Here is a 15,839-nt window from a genome sequence, read left to right as displayed (position 1 = left end):
CCCCGATTACCAATGACAATATTTCCGATACTGCGAATCTGCGATTCTAGCATTTCATTCATGGTTTTAACGGCTTCAGTATTATCTTCGATTCGATTCACAAAACGCTGTGAGGATGAAAACCCATTTTCTCTCATTCCTGCCAGCAGACTATCTCTGGTTAAATACGAAGAAATCGCTCCAATTGAAAAGACTCCCACCAATACGCAGATCAGTGGAACAATTAATAATTTCATCTTAATCGACTTCGTTTTTGCGATCTGTTTGTCTTTTTTCACTATTGTTTTACCTCTTTCCGTTTTTATTCGATTATTTTTACTGTAATATTTTCATTTTTATACACTGATAAACTAATCGTTTTTTTCACTACCAAATGCTTTATAAACAGCCACACACATTAAAATTATAATTAGCAAAAATGGCAAGGCCATAATAATGGAGGTATTCCGCATGGCTACCAACCCGCCACTAAAAAGGAGAACAATTGACATCAACGACAAAATCAAACCCCAAATTATTTTTATTTTAGTATCCGGGTTCAAATCGCCATTTCTGGAAAACATCCCAATAACAAAAGTCGCCGAATCTGCTGAAGTGACAAAAAAAGTGATAATCAAAACGGTGGCTATAAACGAGATTATTTTCCCCATAGGTAAATAGGATAGGGTGGTAAATAATCCCACCGTCACATCATTGGTAACCTGAGCAACAATATCAACCCCTTCAAAGATTTCAAAATATAATGCAGTGCCTCCAAAAACAGTAAACCAAATGCAACTGAAGAAGGCTGGTAGAATAATCACACCCAAAATGAACTCTTTTACCGTCCGACCTTTAGATATTCGAGCGATAAAGGTTCCCACAAATGGTCCCCAGGAAAGCCACCAGGCCCAATAGAAAATCGTCCAGGTTCCAATCCAGGGATCATTTTCAAAAGGTGATAAAGCCAAGCTCATGGGTAAAATATTCTGAATATACCCACTGATACTTACCAATAAGGTATTGATAATAAAAATCGTTGGCCCAAAACAAAAAACAAACAGCAAAAGCAACACGGCAATGATGATATTCGTGTTGCTAAGTATTTTTATTCCTTTGTTTAATCCAGTTGTTGCTGAAATCAAAAATAAAACAGTAATCACAATAATAATAATAACTTGGGTATTGATATTATTGGGGATATTAAATAGGGTATTTAAACCGCCATTTACCTGTAAAGCGCCCATTCCCAGGGAGGTAGAAACTCCGAATACGGTTAAAACAAGTGTCAGAATATCAACTCCCTTTCCAATCGGGCCCTTAACTTTCTCGCCTAAAAGCGGGTATAAGGTTGAGCTGATTAAGCACGGCATTTTTTTTCTGAAGGTGACGTATGCCAGCGCTAATCCTACGATGGCGTAGATCGCCCAGGGATGAAGGCCCCAATGTAAAAATGCATAACGAAACGACATCATTGCCGACTGAGTTGATAACGGTTCGATTCCCATGGGCGGTTGGGCATAATGAAAAACCGGTTCAGCAACACCCCAAAATACCAGACCAATTCCCATCCCGGCACTGAATAACATCGCAAACCAGGAGAAGTTCGAATACTCGGGACGATCATCGTCATTGCCTAAGCGAATTTTTCCAAACCTGCCAAATGCCAGATAGAGTGAAAAGATAAGGATGCCCAGAACGGTTACCAGATATAACCATCCTAGATCGTTAGTGATAAATCCAAACATCTGACTCGTAATCCCCAGCAATTGTTCCGGAAATAAAAATCCAAATCCAAGAAACAGCAAAATGAGACTAATTGAAATGTAGAATACCATCATATTCACTTCCTTTTATTACAGAAAGGCGCCAAAATTTTATCCAAATTTTGGCACCTGTTCTGTGATGTTAATTTATTGTATCATATTATCAGAATTTTTAATTACATTAATTGTTTACATAATTCCACGGCTTCATCAGCTGTTTCAGCCCAACCATCGGCACCAATATCTTCGCCCCATTTTGCACTGGTGGGTCCACCACCAATGATAATCTTATATTTACTTCGTAGATTTTGAGCATCGAGATACTCAACCAAAACTTTTTGAGATTTCATAGTCGTCGTCAACAGTGAGCTGGCGGCGATGATCTTTGCTCCAACTTCGTCAGCTTTAGCGACAAAATCTTCTGCCTTCTGATCGATACCAATGTCATAAACCTTAAAACCAGCTGAGGTTAGCAGTGCTCCGACGATATTTTTTCCGATATCATGAATGTCACCTTCAACGGTGCCCAGAACGATCTTCCCCTTGTCTTCATAGGCGCCTTCACCTTCACCTGCTGCCAATACCTCTTCCAATACATCCATTCCCGCTTTCATGGCGTCAGCGGCCATCATAACATCTGGTAAAAAAGCTTCACCACTAGTCCATGCGGCCCCAACTTCTTCAATCCCTTTAATAAATCCCAGCTGTACCGCTTGGACCGGATCAATTTTTTCGGCAACAACTTTTTCTGCCAGTTCAATCGCTAAATCTTCATCACCATCTACAATTGCATCTTTAATTTCTTCAAATATTGGGTTCATTATTTTTCTCCTTTTATTCTTTTATTATTTATTATTTGTTATTTGTTATTTGTTATTTGTTAGCTTGTCTTATTTTAATAATTCTTTTGACCGTTTTTCGATAAATGCTTCGACTTTTTCTTTAACTGCTGGATCTAACTCTGGTGGTGTGTAACTAGCCAATACTTCCTGCCATTTTAATTTAGCCCGTTGATTGGTATCAATCGAGTCTTTAGACCATCCGTCAAAAGATTGACGATCACTAAGAGCCGGTCGGAAGAATTCGGTTTTAAAGTTCTTACGAGTATGTTTCTGAGTTAGAAAATGTCCACCAGGACCGACTTTTTCAATCACATCATAGGCCATTTTTTCATCGCTGTCACAGTCAAAACCCTTGAGGTAACGTAATACCATCCCGGCAATTTCATCATCCACCATGAATTTTTCATAAGACATGGCCATATAATATTGCAGAATTCCAGCCGTATGCAACACGAAATTCACACCAGTGGTACTGGCGGCAAAGAGCACCATCATCGATTCATAACCAGCCTGGGCATCAACGGTTTTGGCATCGGTTAAACCACCGCCACCACGGCAAGGCACGCCATAGAACCGTGAAAACTGAGCACTGGCTGAGGTAAAGAGGGCATTTTCCGGATTCCCGATCGATAGTGATCCGGTTGACATATCGGTTACGGCTGAAGTTGAGCCATAAACCACCGGTGTTCCTGGGTTAATGCACTGAGTCAGGGTAATCCCCGCCAATACCTCGGCATTTTGCAGCGATAAGGCGCCAGCCATCGTTGCCGGACCGGTTGAGCCGGCCATAACCAATGAGGCAATGACCATCGGTTGGCCGGTTTCGGCGTAAGCCATTAAACCACCCAACATTCGGTCATCATATTTCAGCGGAGTCACGGAATTGACCAGGCAGATCAGGGCTGGTTTTTCTTTGATCACGTCCATACCGCCATGGAGCACTGCTGTCAGCTTGATGGAATCCATGGCTTGTTCATAACCTGAAGAGCTACCCATAAAACATTTATCGGAGTTTATAATATGGCTGTAGGCCATTTTTAAATGTCTGATTTCATCTTCGACATCGGTCGGTTCTACGACAGTACCGCCGGTCATATGCATGTTTTTACTGGCTCCGGCCAGTTTTACAAAATTGTCATAATCTGCCATGGTCGCATCCCGTTTGCCGCCGTCGGCATCGTAAACAAAGGGAGCACCGTAACCTGGCATATAAATAATATTCTCTCCGCCACAAATCAGATTATGCTCAGGATTACGGGCATGGAGGGTAAACTGGGCTGGTGCTTTTTCCACCATTTCTTCAACAAAATCGGGATCTAAAAAGACCCGGTGGCCTTCAACCCGTTGACCATGTTTTTTAAATACTTCAATGGCCGGGTCATAGGAGAACTCAATCCCAATTTCCTGAAGAATTTTTAAGCTGTTTTTGTGAATCTTATTAATTTGTTCATCCGTTAAAACATCAAATTTTGGTAACATTTAAAATACCTCTTTTTCTAAATTTTATTCATATTTTTATTCTTGAACATCCACAACTGGCGCTTGTCCGTTGTCAATATCATTAATACCGATTTTATTTTTCAATAGCTGGGTTTCGGCGTAATCTGCTTTCAAAGCTTTTAGAATACTAAAGCACATGACGATCATAATTAGCATATATGGGAAGGCCGCCACAATTGAAGCCGTCTGCAAGGCTTTTAAAGCTGAAGTTCCACCCACAAGGATTAACATAATGGTGATTAGACCCTGGGCAATACCCCAGCCGCCTCTTAATTTTTTGTCTGGGTCCATATCTCCGCCTGATGTCAGCATCGCTAAAACATAGGTTGCTGAGTTCGCCGCTCCAACAAAGCAGATTAAAATCAGGAAAATCGCTAGGATTGACGTAATGCCATAGAGTGGCAATTGTTGTAAAAGAGCGTATAGTGCGGTGGTATAATCGGCACCAACTGCCGCTTCGATTGCGCCACCGGAGATTGCATTTAAATTAAAGGCTGCGCCGCCGTAAATGGCAATCCAAATCAGAGAAAAACCAGAAGGAAGTAAGGCTACTGCTAAAATAAATTCGCGAATGCTCCTGCCTTTAGAAACCCGCGCAACGAACTGTCCAACAAATGGAGCCCAGGCAATCCACCATGCCCAATAGAAGACGGTCCAGCCGTTTAACCATTCAACATTCCCCATCCAGAAGGTTTGACCGACAATGTTCTGCAAATAAGAGCCTAATGAATTCGTAAAATTATTTAAAATAAATACGCTGCCGCCAAAAATAAAGATAAAAACCATAAATCCAATCGAAAGCCAGATTTTTATATTAGCTGCAACTTGCATTGCCTTATGCAGTCCTGATATTGTTGCCAAAGTAAAGATTGCTGTCATCACAGCAATGATGATTGAAATCACCATTGGCGAGGATTGAATCCCCCATATATATTGCAAACCAGTGGCAATTTGAGTTGCTCCAAAGCCCAAGCTTGTGGCAACACCGAAAATTGTTGCAAAAACTGCCAGAATGTCAATCGTTTTACCGATTGGTCCATGTATTTTTTCACCAATCAATGGGTAGAAAGCCGAACTGATCAGGAATGGCAAGTCTTTTCTAAATTGAAAATATGCCAGTCCCAAACCACCAATTGCAAAGATTACCCATGGATGCAATCCCCAGTGGAAGAAAGTGATTCGCATGGCCGTTTCCATTGCGGCCTGAGTTCCCCCGTCTCCAAAGGGTGGACTCAGATAATGCATAATCGGTTCCGATACCGACCAGAATACCAAGCCAATTCCCATCCCGCCGCCAAATAACATGGAAAACCATTGGAAGTTAGTAAATTCAGGTTTATCATCATCCTTACCTAATATAATTTTCCCAAATGGACTGATGGCAACACCGATGGCAAACACAATAAATATCCCGACTGCCAATAAATACAACCATCCAAAAGACGTTGTAATAAATGAATTTAACAGATTAAATACGGCTGTTGTACCTTCTGTAAAAAGCATACTAGCTAATACGAAAACGATGGCGATTGCTGCTGAAACGTACAACACTGTTCGATTCTTTGTCGTTTTTTCTTGCATTTTAGTTAATCCTCCTCTTATTTTAGATTTGGTTCAAAGTTTTTAGAATATTTTCATCAGTGGTGTATCCATCGTTCCCAGCTTAGTCCCGGTGATTTTATTGCAATAAGACATCATCGCATCAGTGGTCGCTACTGCCTGATATACCCAAGCGGCATTAGCCATCGGACCGTATAAAATAAAATCAGCACCATGGGTTAAGGGGAAGGTAAATACCGATGCTCCGGCTGCTTCAAAATAAGGACTGCCTTTGGATCGCATTTTTTTCCATAAATACAAAGCGTTGGAGGAAGCGCAGCCACCAGGTAAACCGTGTTGTTCTTTAATATCACGAATCGCCATGGCGGTCCAACTGCTGCTGGCAACATCCAGAACACCGGGATCAATCAGGAATTGTTCCACTCCGGCTCTTTTGGCTTTAGTTAATAAGCCTTCATTTTTTTCATCACCAACCAGAAGTTTCACGCGTTTGGCTGGTTGCAGATGTTTTTTACTAAAGGCCAGAATAACGGCGGTTTTCACGCCACATGCTTTCATCACTTCCAGTTCGTGCTCAGAGCAGCTTTCTTCCAATGAATTATAGATGATGCGGCTCATGGCTTCTGGGTCATTGGCGAAATGCTTCAAGGTTTCAATCCGCACCTCCGGGCTGGGGCTGTCAAGCAGAATCGGTGAGGTGGTATTCTTTAACACAAACTCGACATGTTTGGTAAGCGCAACTTCGGTGTCTCCCAGCACATCGACTATTCTGGGATTACCGGTTTCGGCTGATAGGTCGGCTTCTCGGTCCAATAAGTCTTTGGCTGCGGCCTGATCAAACAAACCTTTTTCAGAATCCTGAGTTATTTTGTGTCCCCGATAAAAAATACTGCCGATTAAAACGGTGGGGTATTCCCCTGGCTGTCCGCCAATTTTAGTGCCATTAATGTCATAAACAAATTGATCTGCGGTAAATCTAAACATTTTTGTCTCCTTCGTAAACTTATAATTAATCATTGCGAAATTCACAACTAAAAACTTAATTGCCCCATTCCCCGTTAAATCGGGTCACTTCTTCCTGGACGTCCGTTTTTCTTTCTCGCAGCCTAAACGATTACACTTTTTCTCCTTTCAATCTTATTTGCGAGATGTCATGTTAATTCTTGATAATATGTATCGCAATAATCGTGCCAACAGGCTTTCGACGTATTATACTCGGTTTACCGCCCTTTATTGAAATTCATAAGGCAATTATTCTTTCCAGATATGAGAAAGCGCCACTTTTATTTTTCACTTTTGGGAATATTCCTTTTTTTCCTCTTGTGCCTTGGGCTATTTTGATTTATTATCAGTTTTATTAATGAAAACGATTTATCTCGTTTTTATATCACATGGAAAATAACATAATATACACTTCGAACAAAATGACTAAAAATACACCACACATTAATGTGTGAAAAAGGAAAACGATGATAACAAACGAATTTAATCATAGCCAGGAATATTTAGACTATTTAAAAACCCTATCCAGTGAATTTTTTCTCGATATTCTGGAGAATAGTTTTATTGAGGTCACTGTAACCGATAAAGACGGTAACGTTCTTTATGCCAACCCAGCCTGTCTGGAATACCATGGCATTTCCGCCGAAAAAATGTGGAAGCTTAATTTTCTGACTTCCTTCCAGGGTTTCTGGACGCCGCCCTCCACCGCTACCGCCATGGAAAAGAAGCGCACCATCATTTCGCGGCAACGCTCACTGATTACTGATGAAGAACACATCACCATTACCACGCCCCTCTATAATCCCGATCACGAGCTGGTAATGCTAGTTTATAACACCTTAAAACGGGAGTCTTTTGTGGAGTTTGACTTGGATTATCTGAATCCCGAAAAAGAAAAAAGTGATGACGACGAGATTAAAGACAAAAAAGGCTCCCGGGAAGAACGGACCAAGGCCAGTAACAACATTGTCGGCCGCAGCTATATCCTTTACCAGACTCTGCACAAACTGAAGAAAGCGGCCAAATCCGATATCCCCATTCTTTTATTGGGCGAAAGTGGCGTTGGTAAGAGTCTGATTGCCAAATTTATTCACGATTGCAGCCCCCGCAAATCGAACCCCTTCGTTTCGATTAACTGCGCCTCGATTCCCGATAATCTGATTGAAAGCGAGCTCTTTGGGTATGTTCCCTATGCCTTTACCGGAGCCAGCCCCAAGGGGAAAAAAGGACTGGTAGAAATGGCCGATAACGGCACCTTGTTTTTAGATGAGATTGGTGAATTGCTTCCCAATATCCAGGTCAAGCTCCTTGATTTTCTGGAAAACCAGCGTTTCACCTCGGTGGGCGGACTGGAATCAAAAACGGTCAATACCCGGATCATTACCGCCACTAATAAAAATTTGGCCGAGCTGGTGGCCAAAAACACCTTCCGCGAAGACCTGTACTGGCGAATTAACGGCATTACCCAAACCATTCCCTCACTCCGGGAACGGCGGGATGATATTTTCCCCATTGCTCAGTATTATTTAAAAGAGTACAATAAAAAATACAGCCAAAATAAGGTTTTTTCCAATCCGGTGATTGAATCCCTGATTCAATACGACTGGCCTGGGAATGTCCGGCAGCTTAAAAATGCGGTCGAACAGATGGCCGTGATGAGTCTTGGCAGCGTCATTGGCATTGATAAATTGCCCGAGCAGTTGGGTGCCTTTTTCGCCAATGAAGGAATCAAAAAAAGACAGATCATTTTTGATGACCTGGTCGAAAATTACAAACGCGGAATTATTGAAGACTATTATGAGATTTCCGACAATATCAACGACATGGCAGAATCTCTGGGCCTAAGTCAGACCACTGCTTATCGTCTGGTGAATAAATATATCAAAAAATAACAACACCATAAACAGGGGGCTGCAAAGCTCCTTTTTTATGGTGTCTTATTTGAATGGGCCGCCCCATTAATTTACAACAAAAAACCTTCCAATTAAATTATCAGGGAACGATCTTTTGACCAAAAAGATTTCTTATCCCAACTGAACTCAACATCGGCATGAATCTCCGAAAAATAACCTTTGATTAAATCGTTCAGATCATCCAGATTGTCAAAATGATTGGCTTTGTCCATGGCTTCAATCCACATGCTCTGTCCGCCGCAGGCATCACTTAAATGAACCTTGTACGCTAAATCCCGTTCTTCAATGCGTCGGTTCACTTCACTGATATTGTTCCAGGTAATAATCATCTCCAGATACTCCTTTCATTAATGATTTCTTACTTATTATTCTACCCCAATAAAACAGTTTTATTCAAATAATTTTACGCCGTCATTATTTTTTTCAAATAATAAATGGCCGATTGGTTGATCCCGGTGCTGCTGCGCCTTTGGACACGATGCGGATTTCGATCGCTTCAAGTCTCAATGATTTACCCTGTGTTCCTGAACTGCCACCATTTTTGGTCCAATCCAGCCAACCATAATTCTGGCTGTGAACCCGATAGTAGACATCATAATCAGTCGCAGCGGCCCCACTCAGACGAATTTGGATGGCCTCCAATCGCAGCGATTGGCCATAGGTGCCGCTGGTTTGGCCATTGCTCTTAAAACCCTGCCAACCAATGTTCTGGACATGGGTCTGGTACTCAACCCCAAGGTCGTTTCCGAGATTATTCATCTTGATGTCGATGCCTTCCAGCCGCAACGATTGGCCTGAGGTTCCGCTGATCTGACCGTCATATTTCCAGCCCTGCCAACCGACGTTCTGGACATGGGTGCGATAGGTCGTCCCCACGGTTTCACTGGAATTGATCGAAGCCACGGCTTGATTCAGTTGAATCAAGCCGCTGCCATAATAAGCATCACTACCGGCGGTGCCCAGATCCAGGGCGGTGCTTTTGAGAATCGTCTCTACTGCTCCGGCATCCAAGCTGGAATCGGCGGCCATCAGCACTGCACAAGCTCCAGCCACAATGGGGCTGGAGAAAGAGGTTCCACTGGCATACTCATATCCGCCGCTTTTAGCGGTGGTTAAAACAGATTGGCCCGGGGCACATAAATCCACCCGATCATTATATTGCGAAAAGGAAGCCCGAGCGTTATCCTTATTGATGGCACTTACTGAAATAACATGGTCATAAGATGCTGGATAAGAGTATTGTCCCACTCGAGCATTCCATGATTCTCCTTCATTGCCTGAAGATGCTACCACCACTTTCCCGGCATTGATCGCCTCATTGACAGCTACCGCCAGAGAAGGAAACGTGCCATACCCGCCAAAACTCATATTGATTACTCTTACGTCAGGCCGTTCAGCCGCTTTGAGTATGGCTGCACAAATATAGGCTACATCCAACTGGGTGTCTCCACTATATGCTCCACCGGTACGATAGGGGGCAATTTTTATGTTTGCCAATCCCGAAATTCCGGCCGTTCCTATACCGTTATTAGTGACCGCCGCAATACATCCGCTGACGGCAGTCCCATGTCCTGCCAAATCCACAACATTGGTCGTTCCGGTTACAAAATCATAGCCGGCAACGGTATTGCCAATGAGATCCGGATGATTGACATTTAACCCGGTATCAATGACGGCCACTACCACCGGATCAACATTCGACACTTGATCCCAGGTTTGGTCTGCGCCAATCCGCTGAAACTGCCAAGCAGAGCCATTGACCACATAAGGATCATTGGGAAGGGCGGTCACTTCGATCTTATCGTTTTTATCCACCGCCAGCACATTGGGGTTTTGTTCCAGCACTGCCATCAATGCCTCAATATTTGTACCGTCGCTAACTTCAATAAGGTCAACTCGATTGGATACCTGCTCCCCGGAAACAACCTCTGCGGTTGTCAATGCCAGGTCTTTCACATTATCTTCGCCACTGTCAGCATAAATAACAACAATCTGCTGATCCAGATTTTCGTTAATATTGACCACTGGCACCTGTTCAAGGGTTTCGATCTCAGAAGATGTTTCATTACCCTGTTCAGACCCTTCGTTTAGTAGCGCATTCATATTCTCTTGTGTTTTTATCTCAGTAGATTGATCCCCAGGACTGCCTGGAGCGACTGCCAGTATTCCCGATGGAAACAACAAGAAGCAAACCATCGTTATTGCCAACCATCGTGTTATTACTTTTATTTTCTTATTCATGATGTCCTCCCTTCGCAATGCCGGGCGTCGTCTTTCTAATATTATCCTTCATTGTGTAATCCTTTACTTTTAATATACCCATACCGTATAGGATATATTACTATAACATAAAATAATTATATTCTGCCATCATTTCAGACAATGCTTAAGGATTTTAATATTATTTTTCTGCCAAACTGCACTGTCATTTTTTCTATTAAACGTCATAAAAATCATTCCAATGCGGAAAATGGATGCTTACCTTTGTCCCTTTTCCCGAATCAGAAGAAATTGTTATCAGATGGCTCAGTTTTTGGGCGATTTTCTGACTCAGATATAAGCCAATACCCGTGGCAGTGACATACTTGCGCCCATTGCTGCCGGTAAAATTTTTATCAAAAACCCTGAGGATATCTTCTTCCTTTATGCCAGCACCCTCATCTTCAATGATTAATGTCACTTCATCTTGATGAGATTCGGCATAAATACTGATTTTTCCATTTACAGCCGAATATTTGATGGCATTGTCAAGGATTTGCTTAATAATAAACCCCAACCATTTTTCATCCGAATCAATTAGCAAATCAAGATTTTTTAGTTGCAAACTCAAATTTTTATTTGTAATACTCGAAAACGCTCTTTTAATACATTCGTTAACAACCTTTTCCAGGTTAATGCTGTTAATGATATAGTCTGTTGCAAAATCGTCGGTTCGGGAATAAAACAGTGTCATTTGGACAAAATCTTCAATTTTATCAATCTCATCCTCGATGCTGTAAAGCACTTCTTCGGAGGGATGATCCAGATTGTTTTCAATGATCAGTTTTGATGCTGCGATGGGTGTTTTTATTTCATGAACCCACATGGTTATAAATTCACGGTTTTCAATACTTTTTGATTGATATTCGCTTAACTTTTTGTTAATCGCCTGATATTGTTTTTGCAAGAGCTCATTATAAATCCGTTGTTCTGAGCTTGCTGGTATCGGAAGCGAATTTACCCAGTCCAGTCCCTCGAGCTCTGATATTTCTTTTAACCGTTTGTAATACTTATTCTTAACGATAAAATCAACTGTTATATAAACTGCAAACAATAGCATCGATACTTCAATAACATACAAACCATTTGATTGATTCACGGCGACCGATTCACCAATGGATATCACTGTTCCGGTAAACAGCACCGTAATGGTGTATATTAAAATCAGATATTTTTTATCCCATAAATAGTCTTTAATCGTCATATCTTATATCCCAAATTTTTTATTGTCTCAATATAGCTTTCAAGTCCGAGATCTTTTAACTTTTTTCTTAACCGGGTGATATTGACTGTCAGGGTATTGTCATCTATAAAACTGGCATCTTTCCAGAGATTTCGCATGATTCTTTCCCGACTGACCGTGTTTCCGCAGCTCTTTAGCAGCAAACCGAGAATCTGGGCTTCATTTTTTGTCAATTTGGCACTTTTTTCATTGACGGACACTATCCCGCTGCTAATATTAAAAATAAGACCCTGATGGGAAATAATATCCATTTCGGAGTTGTCATAGGAATAGGTTCGTCTCAAAAGCCCCGCCACTTTGGCAAGGAGAATATCGATGGAAAACGGTTTGACCAGATAATCGTCGCCTCCCATGTTAGTTGCGATGATGATGTCCATGTCGGTGCTTTTGGATGAAATGAAAATAATCGGAACCTTTGACAGTAGTCTGATTTGCCCGCACCAATAATACCCATCGTAAAATGGCAAAATGATATCCAATAATACCAGATCCGGTTTATATGCCATAAATTCAGGCAAAACATCCGAAAAATCAGTGACTGCAAGGGAATCGTAGCCAGCTTTTATCAGATTTTCCACCACAATGTCCGCTATTTTTTTGTCATCTTCAATTAACAATATTTTAAACACTAATTTCATCCTTTCCATCAATAACACAATCTATTTGTCATAACGCAACGAGCCTCGCTAGCGGTTTCATAGAAACCAGCAGCGAAGCAAGTAAGGCTTATCATTAAAATTTCACAATTGATTGTTCGGTAACTAGCTGACCGTTAATAACAAACGGCTTTGGCTTATTACATTATAACTGGATCACAACAAATTATGAATTATTTTTTCCGCCCCAGGCAATGCGCATATAACTATTGACTGATAAAAAATAGAAAAAACAATAGATAATAATGTAGATCCCCACAATAATGCCGGCATTGATCAGCGTTGGTAACTCTTTTCCGCCAAGATCCATGGTGCGGTTGTAGGTTAATAAGGCAAACGCAGAATGCAACAGCCCCACTGTTAACGACAAGCCAAATACGATCGCCAATTGTTTAGCAATGGATTTTTTTATCTCATCCCTGCTCATCCCGATTTTCTTGAGGATATCATATCTGCTCACTTCTTCCTGCGCCTCAATAATTTGTTTATAATACATGATACTGCCAGAAGCAAGTAAGAACAAGATGCCGATAAATAATCCGATAAATACATAAGCCCCGTACAGCGAAAAGATCGAATGATAGACACCAATATAACTCAGATTGGCGATGCCTAGGGTACTGCTGGACTGGATATTCTCCGGAACGATTTTGTTTAATGCCGCCACCGTATTTTCTGATCCGGCCGGATTATCAAACATGATTCCGGTAAATTTCACCATATCGTCTGCTCCAGCCTGCTCCAGATATTGGTTATAGGCTGCATCACTTAATACCATCGTTGGTTTTAAATACAAATCCAAAAAGCCAATATATTTATGCAAGGAAACTCCAACAATATTATAAGCGTCGGTTTCATGTAAAAATTGCAAATTCATAGCACTGCCAGTTAGATTTTCACAGTAATCCTTTTTGGTATTGCCATCAATAAAATAGCATTCGCCATCTTTTAAATCCATATTGAAATCTGTTTTCATATTGTGAAACGTGCCTATTTTAACTTTTGTATCCTTAATAATTGACTGATATGTGCTTTGTGACATAATATACCCATCAACCATCATTCCCGGGTTGTTCTCCGTTTCGATTGAATAGTCATCATTCTGAAGCTGTATTTTTATAATTTCAAACTGATTAGTCGCTGTCACTTTGACTTCGCCGGTCTGCTGGATCACTTCAAGCATCTCATTAAACTGCTGATCGTCGATATTTTTGCTCACATATGAAAATGGCGAGTAATAGGGCATTATACTTCCCAACGCCCGGTACATCGAGAAGGTTGCACTCATCATTGTGATTGTAATGGCACAGGTAATGGCAATAAAGCTCAGCATTTTAGAATTGGCTTTAATTCGATATACAATCTGGGAGATGCTGATAATATTTTCTGTTTTGTAATAAAAAGCTCTGTTTTTTTTCAGCGCCAACATGGCCATGGGAATAAAGTTTTTAAAAAGCAGTAATGTGCCGATGACAATAAAAACTAAAATAACTAACGCCGGCATCATCAGATGAAGTCCCCCTTCATTGACATCCATGACCATCGCGATTGTGTAACCCAGAATAATCAACACAATTGCTAAGATTCCACCCATTACAGAATATTTTGGCAGTTTTTCACTTTCTTTATTTGCGGATAATAACTCGATCAGTTTATAGCGGTAAATAATACCATAGGCGTTTAGCGAACTGATTATGAACAAAATCAGAAAAGCCGCCACCGTTGTGATAACTGCCTGCCATTGAACTGAAAATGTCACTGCCGTTCCATCGGCCATCAGATTTAATAGGATCATTGAAAAAAAGCGTGAAAATACAATTCCTAGAATTGTCCCGCAGACTGTGGCGATCAGTCCCATGATGATATTTTCATAAAACATCATCCGGCCGATTTGACTTTTCTTCATCCCCACCAATGAATAAATGGCGATTTCCTTTTTTCTTGTTTTGAGAAAAAACTTATTGGAATAAAGTACAAAGACCGAAGAAAATATTACAATTGCAATGGCTGCCGCTCTAAACAAAACGGTAATCTTGCCGGCTCCAAACCGATATTCGGAAAACTGCGGATTGAAATAAATTGAACAGAAGATGCTAAAAATGGTCACTGCGAAGATGGTACTAATTAAATAGATTAAGTAGCTGCCAAACTTCTTTTTGATATTATTTAATGCAAGACTAAAAAAGTTCACTGTTATCCCCCCCTAACGAAGACAGGACTTTTAGGATCTTGTCAAAAAATTCCTTTCTAGTACCGGTATTGAATATTTCCATAAACAAGACGCCATCCTTGATGAAAATAATCCGTTTACAAAAACTTGCTGCAAAGGCATCGTGGGTAACCAGCATAATCGTCGCTTGATTTTTTTCATTCAATCGTTGCATGCATTGTAGCAGATCTTTTGACGATTTGGAATCCAGAGCCCCGGTTGGCTCATCTGCCAGTACCAATTCCGGAGCATTAACCATCGCTCTGGCTGCGGATGCCCGTTGTTTTTGACCACCGGATACTTCATAGGGATACTTGCCTAAAAAGTTTTCAATACCCAGTTCCGTGGCAACATGATTTACAGTATGCTCAATTTCTTTGAGATCTTTTTTAGATAAAATCAGAGGTAATGCGATATTTTCCTTTAAGGTCAAGGTATCCAACAGGTTGTAATCCTGAAAAATAAAGCCCAGTTTACTCCTGCGAAAATCTGAAAGCTCCGGTTCCTTTATGCTGCAGATATCCTGCCCGCCAATGGAAATTTCTCCCGCCGTAACCGTATCGATTGTTGCAATTACATTTAGCAAGGTGGACTTTCCTGCTCCGGACGGACCCATAATCCCAACAAACTCGCCTTTTTCAATTTCGAAACTGACGCCATTCAGTGCCGTTGACACACTGCCGCCCTGTTTTGAACCATATACTTTTCTAACATCACTTACTTTTAATACTGTCATAAAACGCCTCCAATAATTTACTTTAAACTAATTCTATCACTCTATTTTTTTAGCTGCCATCGATTAGCCTTACAGTATTCTTGAAGCACCTTACACTATTGAAAGGTAATCCAACCAAAAAGAGCCTATAACCATAGGCTTTTCTTAGCATCATTCCGATTTTCAATATTTTAC

The 15,839-nt window shown here is 41.1% G+C and carries 13 protein-coding genes; 1 reads left to right on the top strand and 12 read right to left on the bottom strand.

Annotated elements, in window-relative coordinates; translation table 11 throughout:
- From Q7J41_RS00335 to Q7J41_RS00310, 6 genes are all read right to left on the bottom strand, one after another.
- A partial coding sequence (locus Q7J41_RS00335; protein ID WP_370650958.1) for a hypothetical protein occupies positions 1-278 on the bottom strand: 278 nt, incomplete at its 3' end.
- 72 nt (positions 279-350) lie between these two features.
- Positions 351-1,820 carry a BCCT family transporter gene (locus Q7J41_RS00330; RefSeq protein WP_304884137.1) on the bottom strand — a complete coding sequence of 490 codons (1,470 nt, stop codon included), beginning with the start codon at positions 1,818-1,820 and terminating at the stop codon, positions 351-353.
- 101 nt (positions 1,821-1,921) lie between these two features.
- Entirely contained in the window at positions 1,922-2,566 is a 645-nt protein-coding gene (locus Q7J41_RS00325) for a B12-binding domain-containing protein (protein WP_304884135.1), read from the bottom strand.
- A 69-nt stretch (positions 2,567-2,635) separates the two neighbouring features.
- A complete protein-coding gene (mtgB, locus tag Q7J41_RS00320) occupies positions 2,636-4,066 on the bottom strand; it encodes a glycine betaine--corrinoid protein methyltransferase (protein ID WP_304884133.1) in 1,431 nt (476 codons plus the stop codon).
- A gap of 36 nt (positions 4,067-4,102) precedes the next feature.
- Positions 4,103-5,668, bottom strand: a complete 1,566-nt coding sequence (locus tag Q7J41_RS00315) for a BCCT family transporter (RefSeq protein WP_304884131.1) — start codon at positions 5,666-5,668, stop codon at positions 4,103-4,105.
- 42 nt (positions 5,669-5,710) lie between these two features.
- Entirely contained in the window at positions 5,711-6,631 is a 921-nt protein-coding gene (locus Q7J41_RS00310) for a tetrahydromethanopterin S-methyltransferase subunit H (protein ID WP_304884130.1), read from the bottom strand.
- Between the two features lie 485 nt (positions 6,632-7,116).
- Here Q7J41_RS00310 and Q7J41_RS00305 point away from each other — a divergent pair, with 485 nt between their 5' ends.
- Positions 7,117-8,541: a sigma-54-dependent Fis family transcriptional regulator gene (locus Q7J41_RS00305; RefSeq protein ID WP_304884127.1), complete on the top strand. Its 1,425-nt coding sequence runs from the start codon at positions 7,117-7,119 to the stop codon at positions 8,539-8,541.
- A 92-nt stretch (positions 8,542-8,633) separates the two neighbouring features.
- On the opposite strand, the gene Q7J41_RS00300 is transcribed toward Q7J41_RS00305, so the two are convergent.
- From Q7J41_RS00300 to Q7J41_RS00275, 6 genes are all read right to left on the bottom strand, one after another.
- On the bottom strand, positions 8,634-8,891 hold the full coding sequence (locus Q7J41_RS00300; RefSeq protein WP_304884125.1) for a hypothetical protein: 258 nt from the start codon (positions 8,889-8,891) through the stop codon (positions 8,634-8,636).
- 94 nt (positions 8,892-8,985) lie between these two features.
- Positions 8,986-10,803, bottom strand: a complete 1,818-nt coding sequence (locus tag Q7J41_RS00295) for a S8 family serine peptidase (protein WP_304884123.1) — start codon at positions 10,801-10,803, stop codon at positions 8,986-8,988.
- A gap of 196 nt (positions 10,804-10,999) precedes the next feature.
- On the bottom strand, positions 11,000-12,025 hold the full coding sequence (locus tag Q7J41_RS00290; protein ID WP_304884121.1) for a HAMP domain-containing sensor histidine kinase: 1,026 nt from the start codon (positions 12,023-12,025) through the stop codon (positions 11,000-11,002).
- Entirely contained in the window at positions 12,022-12,693 is a 672-nt protein-coding gene (locus Q7J41_RS00285) for a response regulator transcription factor (protein WP_304884119.1), read from the bottom strand. Before Q7J41_RS00285 ends, Q7J41_RS00290 begins: the two co-directional genes overlap by 4 nt.
- Positions 12,694-12,886: 193 nt before the next feature.
- Complete coding sequence (locus Q7J41_RS00280; RefSeq protein WP_304884117.1) at positions 12,887-14,911, bottom strand: ABC transporter permease; 2,025 nt, start codon at positions 14,909-14,911, stop codon at positions 12,887-12,889.
- Positions 14,898-15,665, bottom strand: coding sequence for an ABC transporter ATP-binding protein (locus Q7J41_RS00275; RefSeq protein ID WP_304884115.1), 768 nt, complete (start codon positions 15,663-15,665; stop codon positions 14,898-14,900). Before Q7J41_RS00275 ends, Q7J41_RS00280 begins: the two co-directional genes overlap by 14 nt.
- Positions 15,666-15,839 lie beyond the last annotated feature (174 nt).

This window comes from Acetobacterium sp. (assembly GCF_030652775.1).
Classification (GTDB): Bacteria; Bacillota; Clostridia; order Eubacteriales; family Eubacteriaceae; genus Acetobacterium.
The sequence above is the reverse complement of the archived record's forward strand: the minus strand, read 5'-3'. Positions and strand labels throughout refer to the sequence as shown.

What these genes read in the sequence shown, in the direction of transcription:
- Q7J41_RS00330 (WP_304884137.1), bottom strand. Translation starts at nt 1,820, where the DNA reads ATGATGGTATTCTACATTTCAATTAGTCTCATTTTGCTGTTTCTTGGA.
- Q7J41_RS00325 (WP_304884135.1), bottom strand. Translation starts at nt 2,566, where the DNA reads ATGAACCCAATATTTGAAGAAATTAAAGATGCAATTGTAGATGGTGAT.
- mtgB (WP_304884133.1), bottom strand. Translation starts at nt 4,066, where the DNA reads ATGTTACCAAAATTTGATGTTTTAACGGATGAACAAATTAATAAGATT.
- Q7J41_RS00315 (WP_304884131.1), bottom strand. Translation starts at nt 5,668, where the DNA reads ATGCAAGAAAAAACGACAAAGAATCGAACAGTGTTGTACGTTTCAGCA.
- Q7J41_RS00310 (WP_304884130.1), bottom strand. Translation starts at nt 6,631, where the DNA reads ATGTTTAGATTTACCGCAGATCAATTTGTTTATGACATTAATGGCACT.
- Q7J41_RS00305 (WP_304884127.1), top strand. Translation starts at nt 7,117, where the DNA reads ATGATAACAAACGAATTTAATCATAGCCAGGAATATTTAGACTATTTA.
- Q7J41_RS00300 (WP_304884125.1), bottom strand. Translation starts at nt 8,891, where the DNA reads ATGATTATTACCTGGAACAATATCAGTGAAGTGAACCGACGCATTGAA.
- Q7J41_RS00295 (WP_304884123.1), bottom strand. Translation starts at nt 10,803, where the DNA reads ATGAATAAGAAAATAAAAGTAATAACACGATGGTTGGCAATAACGATG.
- Q7J41_RS00290 (WP_304884121.1), bottom strand. Translation starts at nt 12,025, where the DNA reads ATGACGATTAAAGACTATTTATGGGATAAAAAATATCTGATTTTAATA.
- Q7J41_RS00275 (WP_304884115.1), bottom strand. Translation starts at nt 15,665, where the DNA reads ATGACAGTATTAAAAGTAAGTGATGTTAGAAAAGTATATGGTTCAAAA.